The sequence below is a fragment of the Rhodococcus sp. IEGM 1305 genome (assembly GCF_030058635.1).
Taxonomy (GTDB): Bacteria; Actinomycetota; Actinomycetes; order Mycobacteriales; family Mycobacteriaceae; genus Rhodococcus_F; species Rhodococcus_F opacus_D.
Genome location: NZ_JASHKX010000002.1, coordinates 311,370 through 331,024 on the forward strand (window position 1 = coordinate 311,370; position 19,655 = coordinate 331,024).

Sequence of the window (19,655 nt, forward strand, 5' to 3'; positions counted from 1 at the left end):
TGAGTGGCACGGTGTGCCCGGGGGCGCTTTCTCACTCACGTGGGGGAAGGCAGGCGCGTGCCGCGGCGAGGACCGTGGCGCCGGCGGCGTCGAGCGGTTCGGTGCTGCGCAGTGCACGGGCGAGGACGAACGCCCCCTCCAGGCTGGTGACGAAGCCGAGGATCAGGCGCCTCGCATCGGCCTCGTCGAATCCGCGCTCGCGCAGCAGGGCGCTGCCTGAGTCGATCCAGCTCGTGAACACGTCGGCCGTGGCCACGCGAAGCACCTCGTTGGTGCTCGCGACCTCGAGTGCGACCGTGGCTATGGGGCAGGCGTCCGCGTAGTCGGTGGCCACCAGGGTCTCGCCCGCCAGCCGGAACCCGACCTCGATCCCCTCGAGGATGTCGGAATGTGCGTCGAGGATGGAGAAGACCAGCCGGGCGTACTCCTCGCCCGACGAGCGGATGACCTCTTCGCCGAGTTGCTGCTTGCCGCCGGGGAAGAAGTGGTAAATCGACCCGAACGGTGCGCGGGCCTCCGCGGCGACCTGCTTGAGTCCGGTCCCGGTGTAGCCGTTGCGGCGGAAGAGGTCGCTGCTGGTGCCGAGGATCCGGGCCTTCGTGTCGTTCACTTTTCTGCCCTCCGACCGTTGCGCTCGGTGCGTACCTCATCGTAACCTGATTCTCAGTAGAACGATCTATCAAATGGAGTGAGTGCCATGAAGCAGATCGAGCTCTCCGCAGGCACCGTCGAGTATCGGGACACCGGGGGCGACGGCCCCGTCCTCGTGTTCATCTCCGGCCTGACCATCGACGGCACCGTGTGGCGACACGTGGTGGAGCAACTCGCCCCGGACTTCCGCTGCATCGTCCCGAACCTCCCGCTCGGCGCGCACCGCATTCCGATGCGCGAGGACGCCGACCTCTCGTTACGCGGGCTCGGACTGCTCATCGGCGAATTCCTCGAACGCCTCGACCTCGCCGACGTCACCCTCGTGCAGAACGACTGGGGTGGCGCGCAGGTGCTGATCGCCCTCGGCGACTCGAGCCGCATCGGGGCTCTCGTCCTCACCCCGTGTGAGGCGTTCGACAACTACCCGCCCGGAATTCCCGGTCGCGCAATCGGTCTCGCGGTGGCGATCCCCGGTGGTCTCACGTTGGCCATGCACGCGCTGCGATTCCGGGCGATGCGACGGGCGCCCGCAGGCTGGGGCTGGATGAGCAAGCGACCCGTACCGAAGTCGGTGATGGACGGCTGGTTCCGGCCCGCGACCACCGACCGCCTGGTGCGACGAGATCTGCGCAAGTACACGACCTCGGTGCCGCCGAAATCGACGCTGCGGGAGTGGGCGGAAGCGAACCGCAGCTTCGACCGCCCGGTCCTCGTGCTGTGGGCTGTCGAGGACAAGGTGATGCCCCGCGACCACGGCCGGCGCCTGGCCGAGCTGTACCCGCACGCCGAACTGCAGGAGGTCGAGGACAGCTACACGTTGATGCCCGAGGATCGCCCGGACGTGGTCGCGGAGGCTTTGCGGCTTCGCCGCCCGTGAGTACTTATTAACCGCGGGAGGTTAACAAGTACTCACGGCTCGATACACCGCCCGGATCGCGGAGGCCGTCACCGACTGGTGTGAGCCCATGCCCCACACCGTCCGATCCCCGACGCGGCACTCCGCCAACGTAATCGCCGCGCTGTCGCTGCCCGACCTCTGCGAGTGCTGGGTGAGGGAGAGGACGTCGACGTCCATGCCCTTCGACGTGAGGACGTGGGTCATCGCCTCGACGGGGCCGGTGGCGACCGCCTCGCCCGACACTTCCACGCCGTCGACGTCGAACACGACGAACAGCCGGTCGCCGTCGGGGCCGTGCTCGACGGACCAGCGGCCGATGCCGCCCCGGTAGCCGTACTCGGCGCAGAACAGCGTCCACAGTTCCTCGGCGGTGATCTCGAGCCCCGACGAGTCCGCCGCTTCCTGCACCTTCGCAGCGAAGTCGATCTGGAGCCGCCGTGGCAGCGTGACACCGTATTCGCTCTGCAGCAGGTGCGCGATGCCGCCCTTGCCGGATTGGCTGTTGATGCGGATGACGGCCTGGTAGTCGCGTCCGACGTCCGCCGGGTCGATCGGCAGGTACGGCACCGCCCACGGTGCGGTCTCCGCATCCAGCCCGGCTGCCGCCGCGGACGCCCGATGCTCCGCGAATCCCTTCTTGATCGCATCCTGATGGGTGCCGGAGAATGCCGTGTACACGAGGTCGCCGCCGTAGGGGTGCCGCTCGTGAACGGGAATCCTGTTGCAGTACTCCACGGTTCGCCGTACCGTGTCGATGTCCGAGAGGTCGATCATCGGGTCGACGCCCTGTGCGTGCAGATTCAGTGCCAGCGTCACCAGATCGACGTTGCCGGTCCGCTCACCGTTGCCGAACAGGCAGCCCTCGACCCGCTGCGCACCCGCCAGCACCGCCAGTTCGGCGCAGGCGACGCCGGTGCCGCGGTCGTTGTGCGGGTGCACCGACAGGATGACCGAATCCCTCCGCTCCAGATGCCGGTGCATGTACTCGATCTGGTCGGCATACACATTGGGCGTCGAGACCTCCACCGTGGCAGGCAGATTGTGGATCACCGGACGGTCGGGGCTCGCGTCCCACAGCCGGGTCAGGCTGTTGCACACGTCGAGCACGAAGTCCGGCTCGGTCAGGTTGAACACCTCGGGTGAGAACTCGAAGCGCCGGCCCGAATGGTCACCGGCGCCGCGTGCCACCTCCTGTGCTGCATCGAAGATCAACCGGTGCAGCGCTTTCCGATCCTTGCCGAGAACGACGGAGCGCCACGTCGGCGCCGTCGCGGTGTACATGTGCACCACGACGTTCCGCAGTCCCTCGACCGACTCGTACGTCCTGGCGATCAGATCGTCGCGGGCCGCGGTGAAGACGACGATCGTCACGTCCTCGGGCACCAGGTCCAGACGCACGAGGTCGCGGACGAAGTCGAAATCGGTCTGGCTCGCTGACGGGTATCCGACCTCGATCTCCTTGTAGCCGATCGAGATCAGCAGTTCGAAGAATCCGCGTTTGCGCTCCGGATCCATCGGCTCGGCGAGGGCCTGGTTGCCGTCGCGCAGATCGACGGGCACCCACAGCGGGGCGGTGGTGGTGCGTTGCGTCGGCCAGGTGCGGTCGAGGTCGGGGACGGGAACGCGGTCCCAGATCGCGCGGTAGCGATCGGAGGGCATCGGTGAGGGTTGCTGGGTGTTCCACGTGGGGGCGGTGCCGGTCATGACGGTCTTCTCCTCGGAAATGGGATGCACGAGACGACCGACGCGGTGAAACCCCGCGGCAGGGTGCCGGCCTTCAGGCCCCGCCGCGGCAGTGGAGGAGAAGTCCACGGAACGCCACGGCGCTAGACTAGGAGAAATTCACTCATCAGACAACCTGAGGAGTTCTGCGTGACTTCGTCGATACGACGCCACCTGCTGACGGACCAGGCGGCGGATCTGCTGCGCGCGCGGATCGCGAGCGGAGAATGGGAGGTCGGTGCCAAGCTCCCCGGCGAGACCACGCTGGCGGCCGAACTGGGCGTCGGACGGTCGACGGTGCGTGAGGCCGTCCGGATGCTCGCGGGCCTCGGCATGGTCGAGTCGCGGCAGGGGGCCGGCGTGTTCCTCCGCAGGTCGTCGCCACGGCAGGACTGGGACCGGGTGCTCCGGACCGAGGAGATCCGGCACGTCGTCGAGGTGCGCCACACCGTCGAGATCGAGGCGGCCCGACTGGCGGCGTCCCGGCGCGACGAGGCCGATGTCGCGGCGCTCCGTCGGGCGCTGGACGCACGGTCCGCGGCGTCCGGGGCCGGTGCTGCCGCGTTCGTCGACGCAGACATCGCCCTGCATCGCGCGGTCGTGGTCGCCGCGCACAACCCGGTGCTGACCGAGTTGTTCGAGACGTTCGTCCCCCGGCTGCGGGAAGCGATGCTCGATCTGACGGCGGCGCTGGACCTGAGTGCGGGCAACGAGCCCGACGCGGACGCTCACCGACTGCTGGTGGAGGCGGTCGCCGACGGCGACGCCGAGGAGGCCGTCCGGATCAGTACCGCGCACCTCGAGCGGCTTCGCCCCCCGTGAGTACTTATTAACCACCGGCGGTTAATAAGTACTCACGGCTGGGAGTCGGGCTCGGGGTCCCCGGTGTGCTTCGTGCGCTTGGTGGTCGGTGACGATTGCTCCCGGCGCTCGAACTCGAGGTCCATCTCCAGGTCCTCGTGTTGGTTGTGCCGGAACAGGATGAAGAAAACCACCCAGCCGACGATCGCGACGAGGATGTAGCTCACGACGCGGTAGACGAACACGGCCGCGAGGGCCTGCGACGCGGTGGCTCCCGCCGCCGTCAGCGTCGCGATCAGGGTGCCGTCGACGAACCCCAGCCCGCCCGGGGCGAGTGGAATGCTGCCCACGGCCTTGGCCGCGGCGAACGCGATGAGCAGACCCGCGAACGACGGTTCCGCGCCCACCGCCCAGCACGCGAAACCGAGGCAGGCGACGTCGGCGAGCCGGTGCACCGCCGACCACCCGAACGTGATGACGGAATCCTTGCGGCTCAGCTCGACCGAATCGAGCTGGCTCAGGATTTCCTTCCACCGCTCGACGCCCGTCTCGGGGGGATTCTTGCGGAACTTGTTGTACCGGGTCAGCACCCAGTGTCCGATCGACTCGATCGAGTCGGGATTACGTGAGATGTAGCGCAGCCCGTAGAACAGGGCGAACGCGGCCACCAGCGACAGTGCCAGCGTGACCGGACTCACCTTCGTGCCCACCGCGAACGCGCCTGCGGCGCCGAGCAGTGCGAGGCTGCCCGCGGCGATCACTCCGGAGATCGCCAGTTGCCAGGACGCGACGATGGGGGTGGCACCCCATTTGCGGGTCTGCTTGTAGGTGAAGGCGGTGGAGAACACCTGACCGGCCGGCAGGCTCACGGCCATCGCGGTGCTCGCGTAGATCACCGACACCGACTTCAGCTGACTGACGACGACACCGCCCGCCTGCAGCAGGCGCTGCTGGACCGCGCCGTACCCGCTCAGGGAGACGGCCTGGGCTGCGATACATGCCGCGACCCACCCCCAGTGGATCTCGGTGAGTGCTTTCCACGAGTCGCTGAGCGTGGGCCACAGGTAGATGCCCTCGACGGTCAGCAGGGCCAGGAGGCCGGCGCCGAGTAGCCATTTGATCCACCAGTATCGGCTTCGCTGCCGAGGAGGCTCGGCAGTGGGCGGGTCGGATCGAGGCTGGGCCACCTGGCCAGCGTAACCAACGGGTAGCGGATTACTCCGGATAGTCCTCCGGCCAAGCCAGATGGGTGTTGCGGCGGCGGCCCCGCAACTGGACCTGTTCGCCGAGTTCCCAGTGCGCCTGTTCGTCGTCGTCTGCGAAATACAGGGCGCTCGTCGAGGCCAGCACGCGGCTGGGGTGGAGCTTGGCCAGTTCGGTGAGCCGCGACGCCTCGTTGACGGGATCGCCGATCACCGTGTACTCGAAGCGTTCGGCGGCGCCGATGTTGCCGGCGACGGCGAGGCCTGCGGAGACGCCGATACCGACGTCGAGGCCGGTGATCTCGTTCAACGCGAACCGCAGTTCCCGGGCCGCCGCCAGCGCCGCCGTCGGTGCGTCGGGGCGGTCGAGCGGGGCGCCGAAGATCGCGAGCGCCGCGTCACCCATGAACTTGTTGACGAAGCCGTGGTGCCGGTCGATCACGTCGACGACGACGCGGAAGAACTCGTTGAGCAGGTTCACGACTTCGCCGGGGGGACGCTCCGCGGCGGCACCGGTGGAGCCGACCATGTCGACGAACAGCACCGCGACGAACCTCGTCTCTCCGCCGAGTTCGGTACCGAACTGCAGTGCCCGCCGCGCGACGTCCTCACCGACATGCTGGCCGAACAGTTCGCGCAGCAGCCGCCGTTCGTCCGATTCGCGCATCATGCGGTTGAACCCGACCTGCAGTCGCCCGATCTCACTGCCGTCGAACACCTCGACGCGGACGTCGGTGGCACCGCGCTGGACGCGTTCGATGGCCCGCCGCAGCTGTTTGATCGGGTCGGAGATCTGGCTGGCCGTCAGCATCGACAGCGCGAAGGCCTGCGCGATCGCGATGATCGACAGCAGCATGATCGCCCACGCGAGCGCGTTCGGGGAGAACACCAGGTCGGTGGTTATCTGCGTCACGCACAGCAGGATGATGCCGATGACGGGCATCAGCGTGCCGAGCCCCCACGTCATGGCCATCCGGGTGCCGACGCCGGGCGCCATGGTCCGGTCGAACTCGCCCTCGCTGAGCGCGCGGGCGGCCACGGGACGCAGGATGCGTTCGCCGAGCATGTACGTGAAGCCGAACGTCGTGGTCGCGGCCATGCAGACGGTGACAATCACCGCCACCGCGAGTTCCGGCATCTCGGTGATGGTGAGCAGCACGAAGATGATGCCGCCGAGGATCCACAGCACCAGGTGCACGATCGCCTGCCGCAGCGGTGCGTGCAGCGCCGACATCTGCTCGCTGCGCGTCGGCGGACCCCCACGCAACTGCCAGCGGACGACCGACCTCAGCATCATCGCGGCGGCCGTGAGACTCACCACGGCGGCGAATGCGAGGTAGCCACCGAAGATCGCGACGTTGCGCACCCGGTCGGCGATGATTTCCTGCGATTCGGGGATCGGCACGCCGTACCGCACGAACGCGAAGACGAGGATGGCGCCGATGAAATTGGCGAGGAGCATCGAAACCATATAGAGCGGCCATCTGCTGCGGACCGTCGCCGCGATCGCTCTATAGGATTTCCGCACGCCGTTCAATTTAGCGGGGGGTGTACCGGGTGGCGTAGGACACGTCCCCTAAAGGGCGCATATGCGTGCCCCGCGTGCGTGTTTCCCACGCGAATCGCCCGGCACTGTCCGAACCTCGATACGCTCCGCACGTGAACGCGAACGAGCAACGCTCGGACACTGCCGCGGTAACACAGGGCGGGGGCCATCCCTCGGCGTCCGTGCACCCGGTGGTGCGGGTGGCGGCCGAATGGACGTGGCGGCTCCTGGTCATCTTCGCGGGCCTGCTGACCCTCGGCTACATCGTGACCAGGCTCGACACCGTTCTCATCCCGGTGGGTCTGGCGCTGCTCTCGTCGGCGCTGCTGCTGCCGCTCGTCGACTGGCTGCAGGCCAAGGGCGTGCCGCGGTCGGCTGCCGTCCTGGTCGTCCTCATCGGTTCGATCGGCATCGTCGCCGGGATCATGACGTTCGTCGTCGAGCAGTTCATCGAAGGTCTCCCCGGCCTCACCGAACAATTCGAGGCGAGCGTCACACAGATCCAGGGATGGCTCACCGACGGCCCGTTGCACTTCAGCGAGGATCAGATCCGGCAGGCCGGCGACTCGGTGGTGAAATCCATCCAGGACAACCGCCAGCAGCTGACGAGCGGGGCACTGACCACCGCCACCGTCGTCGGCGAAATCTTCACCGGTGCCCTGCTGACGCTGTTCACGCTCATCTTCTTCCTCTACGGCGGATCTCAGATCTGGGAGTTCGTCACCCGCCTCGTCCCCACCGCGTCACGGCGACGGGTCCGGCTGGCGGGGAGTCAGGGGTTCGGCTCGCTGATCGGGTACGTCCGGGCGACGGTGGCGGTGGCCGCCGCAGACGCCATCGGAATCGGCGCGGGACTCGCGATTCTGGGGGTTCCACTCGCCCTGCCGCTGGCGTCGCTCGTGTTCATCGGTGCGTTCATCCCGATCGTCGGTGCGTTCCTCACCGGGTTCCTCGCGGTGCTCGTCGCCCTCGTCACCAAGGGATTCCTCACCGCGCTGATCGTGCTCGGCATCATCATCGGGGTGATGCAACTCGAGGCCCACGTGCTGCAACCCCTGCTGCTCGGCCGCGCGGTCCGATTGCACCCGCTCGCAGTGGTGCTGGCGATCACCACCGGCATCGTCCTGGCCGGGATCGTCGGCGGCCTCCTGGCGGTGCCGATCGTCGCGCTGCTGAACACGGCGGTGCGCTCGCTCATGTCCGAGGATCCCGACGCCACCTACGACGCACTCGAGGTCGACGACCCGGCAGTCCCGCTCTATCCCGCCGAGGCCGACGGCCCGCACCCGCCGCATCCCGCCGACCCGCATCTCGACGACCCGCATCTCGACGGCACAGCGCAGACCCATGACCGACCGGAATGAGCACCGCACCCGCCTGCACTACCGGCCGCGGGCCGCGACCGAGCTCGACACCCAGCCGGACGCACCGCTGTGGCGGGCGGCGCAGGCCTTCCGCCTCGTCACGCTGGTGTACGCGATCAGCTACCAGATCGTGTCGGTGCAGTACTACACCCATCAGCGGCTGAGCTGGTTCCTCGTCGCCCTGATGGCGGTGTGGTCGGGACTCTCGGCCGTCCTGCTGTCCCACGGGAAGGTCCCGCGCTACCAGGTGGTGATCGCCGACCAGCTGATCGTCATCGCCCTCATGGCGTCGACTCGCCTTGTCTCCGATCACGATTGGTACAACCACCATCAGACGCTGCCGACGACGCTGTGGGTCACCAACGCGGTGATCTCCGCCGCCGTGTTCGGCGGTCCGTGGCTCGGGATGGCGTCCGGTGTGCTGATGGCGACGGTGAGCGCGGTGGTGCGCGACCAAGTCAACCTCGACCTCTGGCGGGACGCGACGGCGCCCGTTCTGGTGTCGGTGGGTCTGGCACTCGGGCTCGCCACCACCACCGCGAGGCGTGCGCAGGCCCAGCTGGAGCAGGCCGTGCGGTTGGCCGCCGCCACCGAGGAACGGGAACGACTCGCCCGCGAGGTACACGACGGCGTCCTGCAGGTGCTCGCGCTCGTCCGTCGCCGCGGCAACGAGATCGGGGGACCCGCAGCCGAACTCGCGGATCTCGCCGGCGAGCAGGAGGTGGCGCTGCGCATGCTCATCTCCGAGCAGGGCGCCGGTGTGGTGTCGGATCTGGGTGGAAGCGCGATCGATCTGCGACTGCTGCTGGGCACGCGGGCGAGCACCACCGTGTCCGTGTCGACCCCGGCGGATCCGGTGACGATCGAGCGCGGCCGGGCGACGGAACTCGTCGCAATCGTCGACACCGCACTGTCCAACGTCGCACTGCACGCGGGGACCGGTGCCCGGGCGTACGTGCTGCTCGAGGATCTGGGCGGCGAGGTGATCGTCAGCGTCCGCGACGACGGCAGCGGAATCGCTCCGGGACGGCTGGCCGAAGCGGAGGCCGAGGGTCGCATGGGAGTATCGAAATCCATTCTGGGTCGCGTCGGTGCGCTCGGCGGCACCGCCGAACTCGACACCGATCCCGGTCAGGGCACCGAATGGGAGATCCGCGTGCCGAAGGGAGACGAAACGCATGGGTGACACGGAGACTGACGAGCAGATCACCGTGATGGTCGTCGACGACCACCCGATGTGGCGGGACGCCGTGGCCCGCGACCTCGAAGGCGCCGGGTTCACCGTGGTCGCCACGGCCGACGGCGTCGCCGCCGCGGGACGTCGGGCGGCGGCGACCCGACCCGCCGTCGTGCTCATGGACATGCAACTGCCCGACGGAAACGGTGCCGCGGCCACCGCCGCCGTCCTCCAGGTGTCGCCGGACAGCCGGGTGCTGGTGCTGTCGGCGTCGTCCGAGCGTGACGACGTCCTCGACGCCGTCAAGGCCGGTGCGTCCGGGTACCTCGTGAAAAGCGCGTCCGTGGAGGAGCTGCTGGACGCGGTGCGGGCCACCGCGGCCGGGCAGGCAGTCTTCACACCGGGGCTCGCCGGACTCGTGCTGGGGGAGTACCGCCGGATGTCGAGTGCGCCCGCCGACGAGCAGGGTCCCGCCGTCCCCCAACTCACGGAACGGGAGACCGAGGTTCTGCGGTTCGTCGCGAAAGGGCTCAGCGCCAAGCAGATCGCGACCAAACTGTCGCTCAGTCACCGCACCGTCGAGAACCACGTCCAGGCGACCCTCCGCAAGCTGCAGCTGGCCAACCGCGTCGAGCTGACCAGGTACGCCATCGAGCAGGGCCTCGAGTAGCCGTGAGTACTTGTTAACCGCCCGCGGTTAACAAGTACTCACGGGCGCTAGCCTTGTAGGTATGGAGGCACGGGACCTACGCGTATCGGATGCGGAGCGCGAACACGTCGGCGAATTGTTGCAGCGGGCGGTGGGCCAGGGGATGCTCTCGCTCGGTGAGTTCACCGAGCGGATGGACACGGCACTCGCCGCGAAAACACGCGCGGAACTGAACGTCGTCCTGGTGGATCTGCCGGGAATCCAGCTGATCTCCGAGTTCACGCCGCCGCCGTACCCCGACCAGCCGTACGTGTCTCGCCCGGCGCCGCCGGTTCCGCCGGTCGCGCACCGGTTGCCCGCGCCGCCGCCGGGCGACGTCATCCGGGGCCGGATGTCGTCAGTCAGCCGCACCGGCTCCTGGAACGTTCCCCCTGCCCTCGAGGTGAACACCCGGATGTCGACGGTGACGCTCGACTTCACGCGGGCCGTCATGTCCACGCAGGTGGTGCACGTGACGATCGACGACTACGCGAGCACGATCTCGCTGGTCGTGCCGGAAGAGGCGACGGTCGACCTCAACGGCGTCGAAACGGTCGGTGGTTCCGCGACCAACAAGGTGCGGACCGGCCCTCCCATCGGCCCGCTGCACGTCGTCGTCCGGGGCAAGGTCAGGTTCGGGAACGTGACCGCCAAACACCCGTTCGGCACCTCGATTCGCCGAATGTTCGGGTAGCACGACGCAGGCCTCTCGAGTAGGCCTACTCATGTGTGGGGGCCGTCGCCGCAGGACGATTGATCCATGTCCACACCTGGTACTCCTTCGATCGACCCGCGGCTGGTCGCGCAGCTTTCCGGCGACTTCTCGGCGCTCGGGCAGCAGATGCGCCACGTGGGTGAGAACCTCGCGGTCCTGCAGGCTCAGCTCGCAACCATCCAGAGGCCCCAACCGCAGCCCCAGCCCCAACCGCAGCCGGCGCCGCAGCCGATGTACCGACCACCGGTGCCGCAGGCACCCCAGGTCGCCCAGCCGCCGCCACCCGTACCGGCCGTCCCGTACCGTCCCGCTCCGCCGCCACCGCCCCGGGCGGCTCGCGAACCCTGGTGGCAGCGCGACGGGGTGATCAGCCGCGTGCTGGCCGTCGCGGGTGTGGCCGTCACTCTGATCGGTGTCGTGATGCTGCTCGTGCTGGCGGCGCAGGCCGGCTTCTTCGGTCCGGAACTGCGCGTCGTGGCGGGCGGGTTGTTCTCGGCCGGTCTCGTCTACACCGGTGCCCGTGTTTTCGGACGGCCCGGCGGCCGGGTCGGCGCGATTGCGCTCGCAGCAACGGGTATCGCCGGCGCCTACCTCGACGTCGTGGCCGTCGCGGTCGTCTATCACTGGTTGCTCCCGGTGCTCGCGATGGTCGTGGCACTCGGGATCGCGGGAGCTGGTGTCGCACTCGCGGTGCGGTGGGGTTCGCAGCCCCTCGCGCTGCTCGTGGTGACCGGCGCTGCCGTGCTCGCACCCGTCCTCACCGACGGCATCACGCTCACCCTCATCGGGTTCCTGTTCGTCATCCAGGTCGCCAGCTTCCCCGCGCAACTCGGTCGCGACTGGCTGTACCTGGCGGTCGCGCGGACGTGCCCGGTGGTGATCGCGTTGCTGATCGCGATCGCGAGTTCCGGACTGTCCGACCGGCCGGAGAGATTCTGGCTGCTCGCGTCCGCCGCGCTGGTCGCCCTGTTCGGGCTCGTGTCGTCGATCATCCTGTTGCGCAGCAATTCTCGTGACGTCACCGCGACCGCGATGATCGTCACGACGGCCGTCCCGACGCTGGTGATCGGCCACCTCTTCGACCGGCTCGGGTCCACGGTGATCGCGCTGGTACTGGCCGCAGCGACGTTCGCCGCGTTCGCGGCGGCGCGGTCGTTGCCGCGACACGCACGGATCGCGCTCGCGGGCGTGGGTGCCCTAGCTCTGCTCGAGGCCTGCCTCATCGGATCGAGCGAAGACCTCGCGCCGCTCGTCCTGCTCGGGGTGGCGGCACTGTTTCTCACCATCGGCGGGCAGGCGGAGTCGCGGATCGCGTACGCCGTCGGCGCGGTCTTCACCGTCGTCGGCGGATTCGCCTTCGTGATCACCGCGCCGCCGTTCGTCCTCGTCGACGAGTACAGCGCGCTCGACTCGCTCGGGGTGACCACGGTGCTGTCCTCGCTGGTGCTGGCGGGAACCGTGTTCCTGTTCGTCTGGTATGCGCACACGCTGAAACTGTTGAGCGACAGCACCGCCCAGCCGTGGTGGGTGCTCGCCGGACTGGTGATCCTGTACGCTGTCACCACTGCGACGGTGTCCGCGGGCACGGCGCTCACCGGGACGTCCGCAGGATTCATCGCCGGACATTGCGCCGCGACCATCGCGTGGATGGCGGCGGCGACGGCGGCACTGGTGTTCGGACTGGCCCGCCGCGACTACGCGCACACGGCACTCGGCGTCGGGCTCGGACTGACCGCTGCGGCGCTGGCCAAACTGTTCCTGTTCGACCTGGCCACCCTCGACGGCCTGTTCCGCGTCCTCGCGTTCCTCGTGGTCGGCCTGCTGTTGCTCCTCGCCGGCACCCGCTACGCGCGTGAATTCGCGGAGCGGGAGGCCGGACGGGGAACGCCGAACGGCTCCGTCAGCGCCGGTTCTGCCGAGCGATGAGTTCGCTGACGCTGACGGCGTTGCCGTCGTCCGCGCGGTGCCTGCCGCTCGCGGCGTCGTCCGGATCGACGGGCGGCTCCTCGACGCTGCGGCGGCGCGAGCCGTTGGCCGGCGTTCCATTGGCAGGGGCGCCGTTGGACGGGGTTCCGTGCGCAGGCGAGCCGTTGCTGCGCCTGCCGCCGTTCACGGGTTCCGAAGGCTCGGCGGCACGACGCCTCGACGGAATCGGCGGCACCGGGCGGGCAGGAGACGACTGGGGGGTCTCCTGCTCGTACGGTGCAGGCACCGAGCGCGGCGAGCGGGTCGGCAGTGACGGCGCCGACGCACTGGGTCGCGGTTCGGCGGGCGAGGAGATCGGCCGCGGTTCGGCGGCCGACGTGGACCGGAGGTCCGCGAGCCAACTCTCGATCGGACGTGACTCGGTGGCCGGACCCGGACCCGGGGCCGGGGCGGGGGCCGCCGGACGGGGCCGCGGAGCAGGACGCGACTGCGGCGCGGGCCGCGACGGGGGTGCGGGGCGCGACTGCGTCGGGGCCGGACGCGGCGGAGCAGCCTGCGGCAGCACCGTGGTCTGCGGTTCCGCGGTAGGCGTGTCCTCGATCTCCTCCGGTGCCCGGGCGGGGCGGCCGGTCGCCGAGCGGCGGGCCTCGTTCTGCGCCCGGCGTGCCTTCGCGTCGTCCTCGGACATCTTCGCGGCCAGCGCCCGCGCGGTGACCAACGGGATCGGCTCGGTGAGCGGTTCCGGTTTGCGGGGTGCGGGCGGCGCCGCGAGCTTGCGCTGCGGCGGGACGGCACCGATCGGGGTGAGCTCCGGGACGTCGGTGGGCATCAGCTCGTTGTCGAGGATGGGCTCACCGAGACCCGTCTTCTCCTGGATTCGCTTCATCCACGCCGGCGCCCACCAGCAGTCGTCGCCGAGGAGTTTCATCGTGGCCGGCACGAGGAACATACGGATGAGGGTCGCGTCGATGATCAGCGCGGCGATCATGCCGTAGGAGATGTACTTCATCATCACCAGTTCCGAGAACCCGAACGCACCGGTGACGACGATGAGGATGAGTGCGGCCGCGGTGATGATGCGGCCCGTGTGCGCCGTGCCGATGCGGATCGACTCCGTCGTACTGGCCCCCTGCGCCCGCGCCTCGACCATGCGCGAGAGCAGGAACACTTCGTAGTCGGTGGACAGGCCGTAGACGATCGCGATGATCAGCACCAGCACCGGCGACATGATCGGGCCGGGGGTGAAGTTCAACCACTCCGAACCGTGACCGTCGATGAAGATCCACGTCAGGATGCCGAGCGTGGACCCGAGGCCCAGCGCGCTCATCAACGCCGCCTTGATCGGCAGCACCAGCGAGCCGAACGTCAGGAACATCAGCAGCGTCGTCAGGACGAGGACGGAGATCACCATCGTGGGCAGGTGGTCGAGCAGCGCGGCGATACTGTCCTGCTCGATCGCCGGGGTACCGCCCACCAGCACCTGCACGCCGTCCGGACTGTCCATGGCGCGCAGATAGTCGATGGTCGGCTTGGACTCGTTGCGGTCGACGAGGCCCGCCTTGAGGACGACCACACCGTCCTTGGCCGCACCCTCCGGAGTGAATCGCTCGATCAGCCCCGGCGCGCCGCTGGCTTCTTTGATGATCTGGCCGAGCGCCTTGTTGTCGGCGTCGGACACAACCAGCTTGACCGGTTCGGTGCGCAGGTTCGGGAAGATCTCGTCGAACTGTTCCTGCGCGGCTCGCGTCGAGCTGTCCGGGGGAAGGTAGGTCTCGTTGATGCCACCGAACTTGATGCCTGTGAGGGGCACGATCAGCAGGAGCAACCCCACGACGATGGGGATGGTGACTTTGAGCGGGTTACGCATCACCCATCGGGTGAGCCGGCCCCAGATGCTCGCCTCGATCTCTTCGGTGTTCTTGGTCTGACGGAAACGGTCGAGGCTGAGGGCGTCGATGCGCTTGCCGAGGATGCCGAGGATCGCGGGCAGGATCGTGATCGACGTCAGCGCCGCCAGGCCGACCGTGGCGATGGCGCCGTAGGCGACGGACTTCAGGAAGCCCTGTGGGAACAGCAGCAGACCGCCGAGGCTGGCGACGATCATCGTCGCCGAGAAGACCACGGTGCGGCCCGAGGTCATCACCGTTCGGCGGACGGCGGAGCGGGTGTCGTACCCCTCCGCCATCTCTTCTCGGAACCGGCTGACGATGAACAACCCGTAGTCGATGGCCAGACCGAGCCCCACGAGGGAGACCACGGGCGCGACGAACGAGTTGACCTCGGTGAAGTTGGTGATCAGCCGGACGACGCCGTTGGCCCCGACCACGGTCAGGCCGCCGATGATCAGCGGCAGCGCCGCCGCGACGACACCACCGAACACGAAGAACAGCAGGATGCCGACGGCCGGGATCGCGAGGATCTCCATTCGCCTGATGTCCTTGGCCATCGTGTCGTTGAGCGCACCCGACACGGGCTGGAGGCCGGCGAGCTGCACGTCGACGCCGTCGATGTAGAACTCGTCCTTGACGTCGCGGAAATTGGCAGTGACCTCGGTGTCGTTGTCGCCGACGATCGCGATGCTCTCGATCGCGTGCTGCTTGTCGGCGTCCGCGGCGGACGCCAACTGTGGTGCGTTGCCGACCTTGAAGTAACCGCCGTTGATCTTGAGGATCTTGTCCGGGTGTTCCGCGGCCAGCCGCTCGAGGTTCTCGACGACCTTCGCCTGGAACTCGGGGTCCTCGATCGTCTTGCCCTCGGGCGCCGTGTAGAGCGCCACGACGTCGCTGTTGGTGTCGCGACCGAAGGTGCCGTCAGCCAGCTTGGCCGCGGCGACCGACTCCGAGCCCGGATCGTCCCAGCCGCTCTGGCTGAGATGCTTCTCGAGGCCCAGGCCGTACGCGGCCGAACCGAGCAACAAGGCAACCATGATGCCGATGACGGTGAATCGGGCCCGGTAGACGACGCTTCCCCAGCTCGCGAACACTGATCAACTCCTACTCGGCAGCACTCTTCCGCCCGACGAGCAGGGCGGAAAGCGGTCGGAACGGCTGCAACCAGGCACCCTCGTCGGGCAGTGTGTCGAGGCTGACCCGAGGGAGTGGCTCCCGGAACACGCCGGGGATGTCCTCGAGATCGACGAAGTCCAGAAGGTCGGACGCGACCGCCCAGCTGGCGTGCTCGCGGAACCCGAGTATCTGGACCGGAATGCCGGTCGCGGCGATGTCTTCCAACGGTTCGCGAAACGCTTGACCGTCGGCGGAGGCGACCATGACACCGGCCAGCCCCTCGCCGTGACGAAGGGCGATGTGGTCCAGCATGTCGGAATCGACGTCGCTGTCCTCATCGATCTTCGGCTTGGCGAACACCGCGAAGCCCACATTACGCAAGGCTTCGACCCACGGTCTCACGACATCGGCGCTGCCAGCTGCGATGTTGGTGAAGACCGTCGCCTCGGGTTCGAGTGTGTCGGTGCCGGACGCGGACAGTTCCGCGGTCCGGGAGAGCAGCCAGCGGCCGAGTGCGTCGAATCGTGGCCGGTAGGCAGCCGTGGGCCGGCCGCCGAGGATGGCGCCGAGACCCATGTCGAGGTTGGGTGCGTCCCAGACGAGAAGGACCCGCTTCTGGTGGCGTCCGTCACGTGCACCCACCACGGGAGATCCTGACGACACCGCGGTGCCTGCCGGGGCCGCACCGGCTATGTCGGAGTACTGCTCGCTGACGCTCATGACCTGATCTTCCCCCAAATCAACTCGGTGATCGCACTGCCGACCTGGTGGGCCTTGTCCTCGAACTTCGTCACCGGGCGCTCGTGCGTCATCGGCGATTCCCAGTCGAGGGAGGTCAGGAGGGGTTCCGCGTTGCCTGCCTCGGCGATGGCCTCGGCGTACTCCGCGTGATCTGTTGCGACATGCAACACACCACCGGCCTTCAGGCGGCTCGCGATCAGGGCGAAAGTGGGGGACTGCAGCAGGCGCCGCTTGTGATGGCGGGCCTTCGGCCACGGGTCCGGGAAGAAGACACGGACTCCGGTGAGCGATTCCGGTTCGATCATGTTCTCCAGGACATCCATGGCGTCGCCGCGCAGGACCCGGATGTTCGGGATCTCGTCCCGTTCGATCTGTTGAAGCAGCTGTGCGAGCCCGGGCCGGTAGACCTCGACGGCCATGAGGTTCACGTGCGGTTCGGCCTTCGCCATCGCCGCGGTGGCGGTGCCCGTTCCCGAGCCGATCTCGAGGATCAGAGGGGCGTCACGGCCGAACCACGACGGCGCATCCAGGAGATGGTCCGAGACGTCCGCGCCGATCCGGGGCCATTGCCGGTCCCACGACTCCTGCTGCGCAACGGTCAGAGCGCCCCTGCGCGAGCGGAAACTTGTCACCCTCGGGTGGAGACGGGACCCCTTCGAGTCCTTCGTCTGCCCCTCCTCGGGGACGGCGGGTGCATCCTGATCAGCGTGGTTCACCGGACCATTGTCACGCATGAGGGGCGTTTCTGGCATACGGGTCTGAAGTTCACCTTGAGGCTTTTTCGGTAATCCGGTGCCCAGCCTGCACGGTTGCCCACGCCGATTCGGGGTCGGTCTGACAGAATCGGCGCGGGACGAAGGGGGTGACTGCGTCATGGGCACTGCAGATGCCGGGGGCGGGGAACTGGCGGATCTCGCCGAACTTGTGGCGGCACTGGACGGGGTTTCCGGCGACCGTGTGCGCGACGCCGTGGCCGCGTTTCGGGCGCCGATCCGGGTCCAGACCGCGGGTCGAGCGGGTGTGGGCAGGTCGACCGTCGCCGCGGCACTGACCGCGAACGGGATCGCCGGCGCCGTCGTGGAGGAAGCGGACGCCGTCGACGTGCCCGGCGCACCCGACCCCACGCTGGACGGCGACGTCGTGGTCTACGTCCTCGTCGAGTCGGTGCGCGACGCCGACCGGGACGCCGTGCGGACGCTGGACCCGGCGCAGGCACTGTTCGTCCTCAACAAATCCGACACGTTGGGCGCGTCGCGCGCGGCGGCCGACGCCTGGGCGACGGCGACCGCGCGTGCCGCCGAGTGCTCGGACGAAGGCGGCCTCCCGACTCTGCCCCTCATCGGAACGCTCGCAGGAACGTCACCGGAGTCCGGAATCGACGCGGTGTCGGCTGTCGTCACCGACCGGGTCGCACGCACCCGGGCGCGCCGCGGCGAGACCCTGCTGAACGCGCTGCGGTCGCAGGCGGCGCGCAGCCCCGCGTCCCGCGACGCGCTGGAGCGGTACCTCGCCGGCGACCATGCCGTCGCGCTCGCCGCCGCCGCGGCCCGGCTTCATCTCGACGACTGCGCCGCGGAGGCGCCGGAGCCACCGCGCAGCGCCGCGGACGCCGCCCGGTGCGCGGACTGGTGGAGGGCGCAACTCGCCCGGCAACCGACGGCCCGCCGCCGCCGGGCGGTCGTCGACGTCCGGCGTCACTACGTTCGCATCTGGCAGCAGCTGAGCGGCAGCCCCGGAACGTGACGACGCAACAGCTGTCGGATCTGCCCGCCGAAACCGTCGACGTGGTGACGCGATGGAACCCGGACGGCGTCGCCCGCCTGAAGTCCGGTGAAGCCCCGCAGCCCGGTGTCTTCGTGGCGGGGCCGCGGCGCGCCGGGAAGTCCACGCTCGTCGGCGGGCTCCGCGCACTGGACGCATCCGCGCTCGCGTTCGTGGAGGACCCGATCGACGCCCGAGTGATCCTGATGGTGCTCGATGCCGCGGCACCACTCGGACGGGAGGAGCTGTCCGTTCTCGACGTCGTCGCGCGACCGGCCCGTCCCGTGGTCTTCGCGCTCACCAAGACCGATGTCCACCGGAACTGGGCAGGTGTGAGCGAACGCGACCGGGCCCTGCTCGCCCGGCACTCGGCGCGATTCGCCGACGTGGAGATCCACCCGGTGGCGGCGGGTGACTCCGGGGCCGAGGCGCTGCTCGCGGCACTCCTGCGCGCCGCCCGCGCCCACACCCCCGACCCGCGCTCCGCCACCGAGACCGTGCTCGAGCAGACCCGGCGGATGATCGTGGCCACCGCCCGGTCCGTGCGGGAGACCGAACCCGGCGCCGAACTGCGCGCCGAGCGGGTTCGCGCGCTGACGCTGCGGGACGGCAGGCGCACCGAACGGGTCGCGCAGCTCCGCGGTCAGGTCCAGCTCGCGAAGGTCGAGTTGATGCACGAGGTGGCCGCCCAGTGTCGCGCGGCCGGCACGACCGCACGCGCCGAGATCGACCGCGCCGGCCGCGGGATGCTCGAGGGTTACCCCGACCGGCTCGCCGAGATAGTGCGCGAGAGAAGTGGTGCGGTCGATGCCGCGGTCACCGCGCGCCTCGACGACCTACGGTCGCGGGTCGGCGTCACCGTGGCCGCGCCCGAAAGCGACGTTCCGCTGCCGGAGCCGGTTGCGCCGGACGGTCTCGAACCGCGACACCGCGGACTCGAAGACCGGATGACGATCCTGATCGGTGCGTCCGCCGGGCTCGGTCTGGGCAGGCTGGTGGTCTCGCCGCTGTCGATGGTGCCGGCGCTCGACATCGCGACCATCCCGCTCACCCTCGCGCTGGGAGCCGTGGCGGCGTGGTGGCTGACGCGGGCGCGCGGGCACGTCGCCGAACGTGCCCACGTGCGGCAGTGGGCCGCCGAGGCGCTGGTGCACGTGCGGTCCCAGTGGGAGCAGTTCGTCCTCGGCCGGCTGCTGGCGGCCGAGGCTCAGGTGAGTGAGGCGATCATCGCCGAGAGCCGGGTGTGCGCCCGGGACGTGGACGAGCGGGTCGCGCGGATCGACGGCGAACTCCGCCGCCTGGCCGCGAGACGCAACGGGCAGCTGTCGTCCTGCGAACGCGACCTCGGGGCCGTCGATCGGGGTCTGCGGGAGGTCCGCCGGCAGCCGGGGGAACCGAATCGCCGCAGCGAACGTCTGAATACATAGATGCCTGACCGAGGTTCGCCCGCTTTTGTGT

16 protein-coding genes are annotated in these 19,655 nt (G+C 69.0%); 9 read left to right on the plus strand and 7 right to left on the minus strand.

Annotated features, from left to right (window positions below):
* Positions 1 to 31 precede the first annotated feature (31 nt).
* Positions 32 to 610 carry a TetR/AcrR family transcriptional regulator gene (locus tag QM693_RS05080; protein WP_283330860.1) on the minus strand — a complete coding sequence of 193 codons (579 nt, stop codon included), beginning with the start codon at positions 608 to 610 and terminating at the stop codon, positions 32 to 34.
* An 87-nt stretch (positions 611 to 697) separates the two neighbouring features.
* On the opposite strand from QM693_RS05080, the gene QM693_RS05085 reads away from it, so the two are divergent.
* A complete protein-coding gene (locus tag QM693_RS05085) occupies positions 698 to 1,528 on the plus strand; it encodes an alpha/beta fold hydrolase (RefSeq protein WP_283351610.1) in 831 nt (276 codons plus the stop codon).
* A gap of 21 nt (positions 1,529 to 1,549) precedes the next feature.
* Here the strand turns inward: QM693_RS05085 and QM693_RS05090 are convergent, their stop codons facing one another.
* The gene (locus QM693_RS05090) at positions 1,550 to 3,253 is read right to left on the minus strand and encodes a 2-isopropylmalate synthase (RefSeq protein ID WP_283351611.1); all 1,704 of its coding nucleotides are present in this window, start codon (positions 3,251 to 3,253) and stop codon (positions 1,550 to 1,552) included.
* Positions 3,254 to 3,421: 168 nt separating this feature from the next.
* On the opposite strand from QM693_RS05090, the gene QM693_RS05095 reads away from it, so the two are divergent.
* Positions 3,422 to 4,093: a FadR/GntR family transcriptional regulator gene (locus QM693_RS05095; RefSeq protein WP_283351612.1), complete on the plus strand. Its 672-nt coding sequence runs from the start codon at positions 3,422 to 3,424 to the stop codon at positions 4,091 to 4,093.
* Positions 4,094 to 4,125: 32 nt separating this feature from the next.
* On the opposite strand, the gene QM693_RS05100 is transcribed toward QM693_RS05095, so the two are convergent.
* Both QM693_RS05100 and QM693_RS05105 read right to left on the minus strand, forming a co-directional pair.
* Positions 4,126 to 5,259, minus strand: a complete 1,134-nt coding sequence (locus QM693_RS05100) for a lysylphosphatidylglycerol synthase transmembrane domain-containing protein (RefSeq protein WP_283330864.1) — start codon at positions 5,257 to 5,259, stop codon at positions 4,126 to 4,128.
* A 28-nt stretch (positions 5,260 to 5,287) separates the two neighbouring features.
* Positions 5,288 to 6,745: an adenylate/guanylate cyclase domain-containing protein gene (locus QM693_RS05105; protein WP_005258596.1), complete on the minus strand. Its 1,458-nt coding sequence runs from the start codon at positions 6,743 to 6,745 to the stop codon at positions 5,288 to 5,290.
* 188 nt (positions 6,746 to 6,933) lie between these two features.
* Between QM693_RS05105 and QM693_RS05110 the strand changes: the two genes are divergently transcribed.
* The 5 genes from QM693_RS05110 (at position 6,934) to QM693_RS05130 (ending at position 12,690) form a co-directional block, all read left to right on the plus strand.
* The gene (locus tag QM693_RS05110) at positions 6,934 to 8,184 is read left to right on the plus strand and encodes an AI-2E family transporter (RefSeq protein ID WP_283330865.1); all 1,251 of its coding nucleotides are present in this window, start codon (positions 6,934 to 6,936) and stop codon (positions 8,182 to 8,184) included.
* Complete coding sequence (gene macS, locus QM693_RS05115) at positions 8,168 to 9,370, plus strand: MacS family sensor histidine kinase (RefSeq protein WP_283351613.1); 1,203 nt, start codon at positions 8,168 to 8,170, stop codon at positions 9,368 to 9,370. Before QM693_RS05110 ends, macS begins: the two co-directional genes overlap by 17 nt.
* A complete protein-coding gene (locus tag QM693_RS05120) occupies positions 9,363 to 10,031 on the plus strand; it encodes a response regulator (RefSeq protein ID WP_280785234.1) in 669 nt (222 codons plus the stop codon). The genes macS and QM693_RS05120 overlap by 8 nt, the downstream gene beginning before the upstream one ends.
* Before the next feature lie 61 nt (positions 10,032 to 10,092).
* The gene (locus QM693_RS05125; RefSeq protein ID WP_283351614.1) at positions 10,093 to 10,743 is read left to right on the plus strand and encodes a DUF1707 SHOCT-like domain-containing protein; all 651 of its coding nucleotides are present in this window, start codon (positions 10,093 to 10,095) and stop codon (positions 10,741 to 10,743) included.
* A gap of 66 nt (positions 10,744 to 10,809) precedes the next feature.
* Positions 10,810 to 12,690, plus strand: a complete 1,881-nt coding sequence (locus QM693_RS05130; protein WP_283351615.1) for a DUF2339 domain-containing protein — start codon at positions 10,810 to 10,812, stop codon at positions 12,688 to 12,690.
* Here the strand turns inward: QM693_RS05130 and QM693_RS05135 are convergent.
* Genes QM693_RS05135 through trmB form a run of 3 tightly spaced genes read right to left on the minus strand, consistent with a single transcriptional unit; the run spans position 12,665 to position 17,188 of the window.
* Complete coding sequence (locus QM693_RS05135; protein ID WP_283351616.1) at positions 12,665 to 15,673, minus strand: MMPL family transporter; 3,009 nt, start codon at positions 15,671 to 15,673, stop codon at positions 12,665 to 12,667. The two genes, QM693_RS05130 and QM693_RS05135, sit on opposite strands and share 26 nt — an antisense overlap.
* Before the next feature lie 10 nt (positions 15,674 to 15,683).
* Positions 15,684 to 16,415, minus strand: coding sequence for an NYN domain-containing protein (locus QM693_RS05140; protein ID WP_009478204.1), 732 nt, complete (start codon positions 16,413 to 16,415; stop codon positions 15,684 to 15,686).
* Positions 16,412 to 17,188 (minus strand): tRNA (guanosine(46)-N7)-methyltransferase TrmB, encoded by a 777-nt coding sequence (trmB, locus tag QM693_RS05145; protein ID WP_283330871.1) that lies wholly within the window; start codon positions 17,186 to 17,188, stop codon positions 16,412 to 16,414. The genes QM693_RS05140 and trmB overlap by 4 nt, the downstream gene beginning before the upstream one ends.
* A gap of 121 nt (positions 17,189 to 17,309) precedes the next feature.
* Here trmB and QM693_RS05150 point away from each other — a divergent pair, with 121 nt between their 5' ends.
* Positions 17,310 to 18,179: a hypothetical protein gene (locus QM693_RS05150; RefSeq protein ID WP_283351617.1), complete on the plus strand. Its 870-nt coding sequence runs from the start codon at positions 17,310 to 17,312 to the stop codon at positions 18,177 to 18,179.
* A complete protein-coding gene (locus QM693_RS05155; RefSeq protein ID WP_283351618.1) occupies positions 18,176 to 19,624 on the plus strand; it encodes a GTPase Era family protein in 1,449 nt (482 codons plus the stop codon). Before QM693_RS05150 ends, QM693_RS05155 begins: the two co-directional genes overlap by 4 nt.
* Positions 19,625 to 19,655 lie beyond the last annotated feature (31 nt).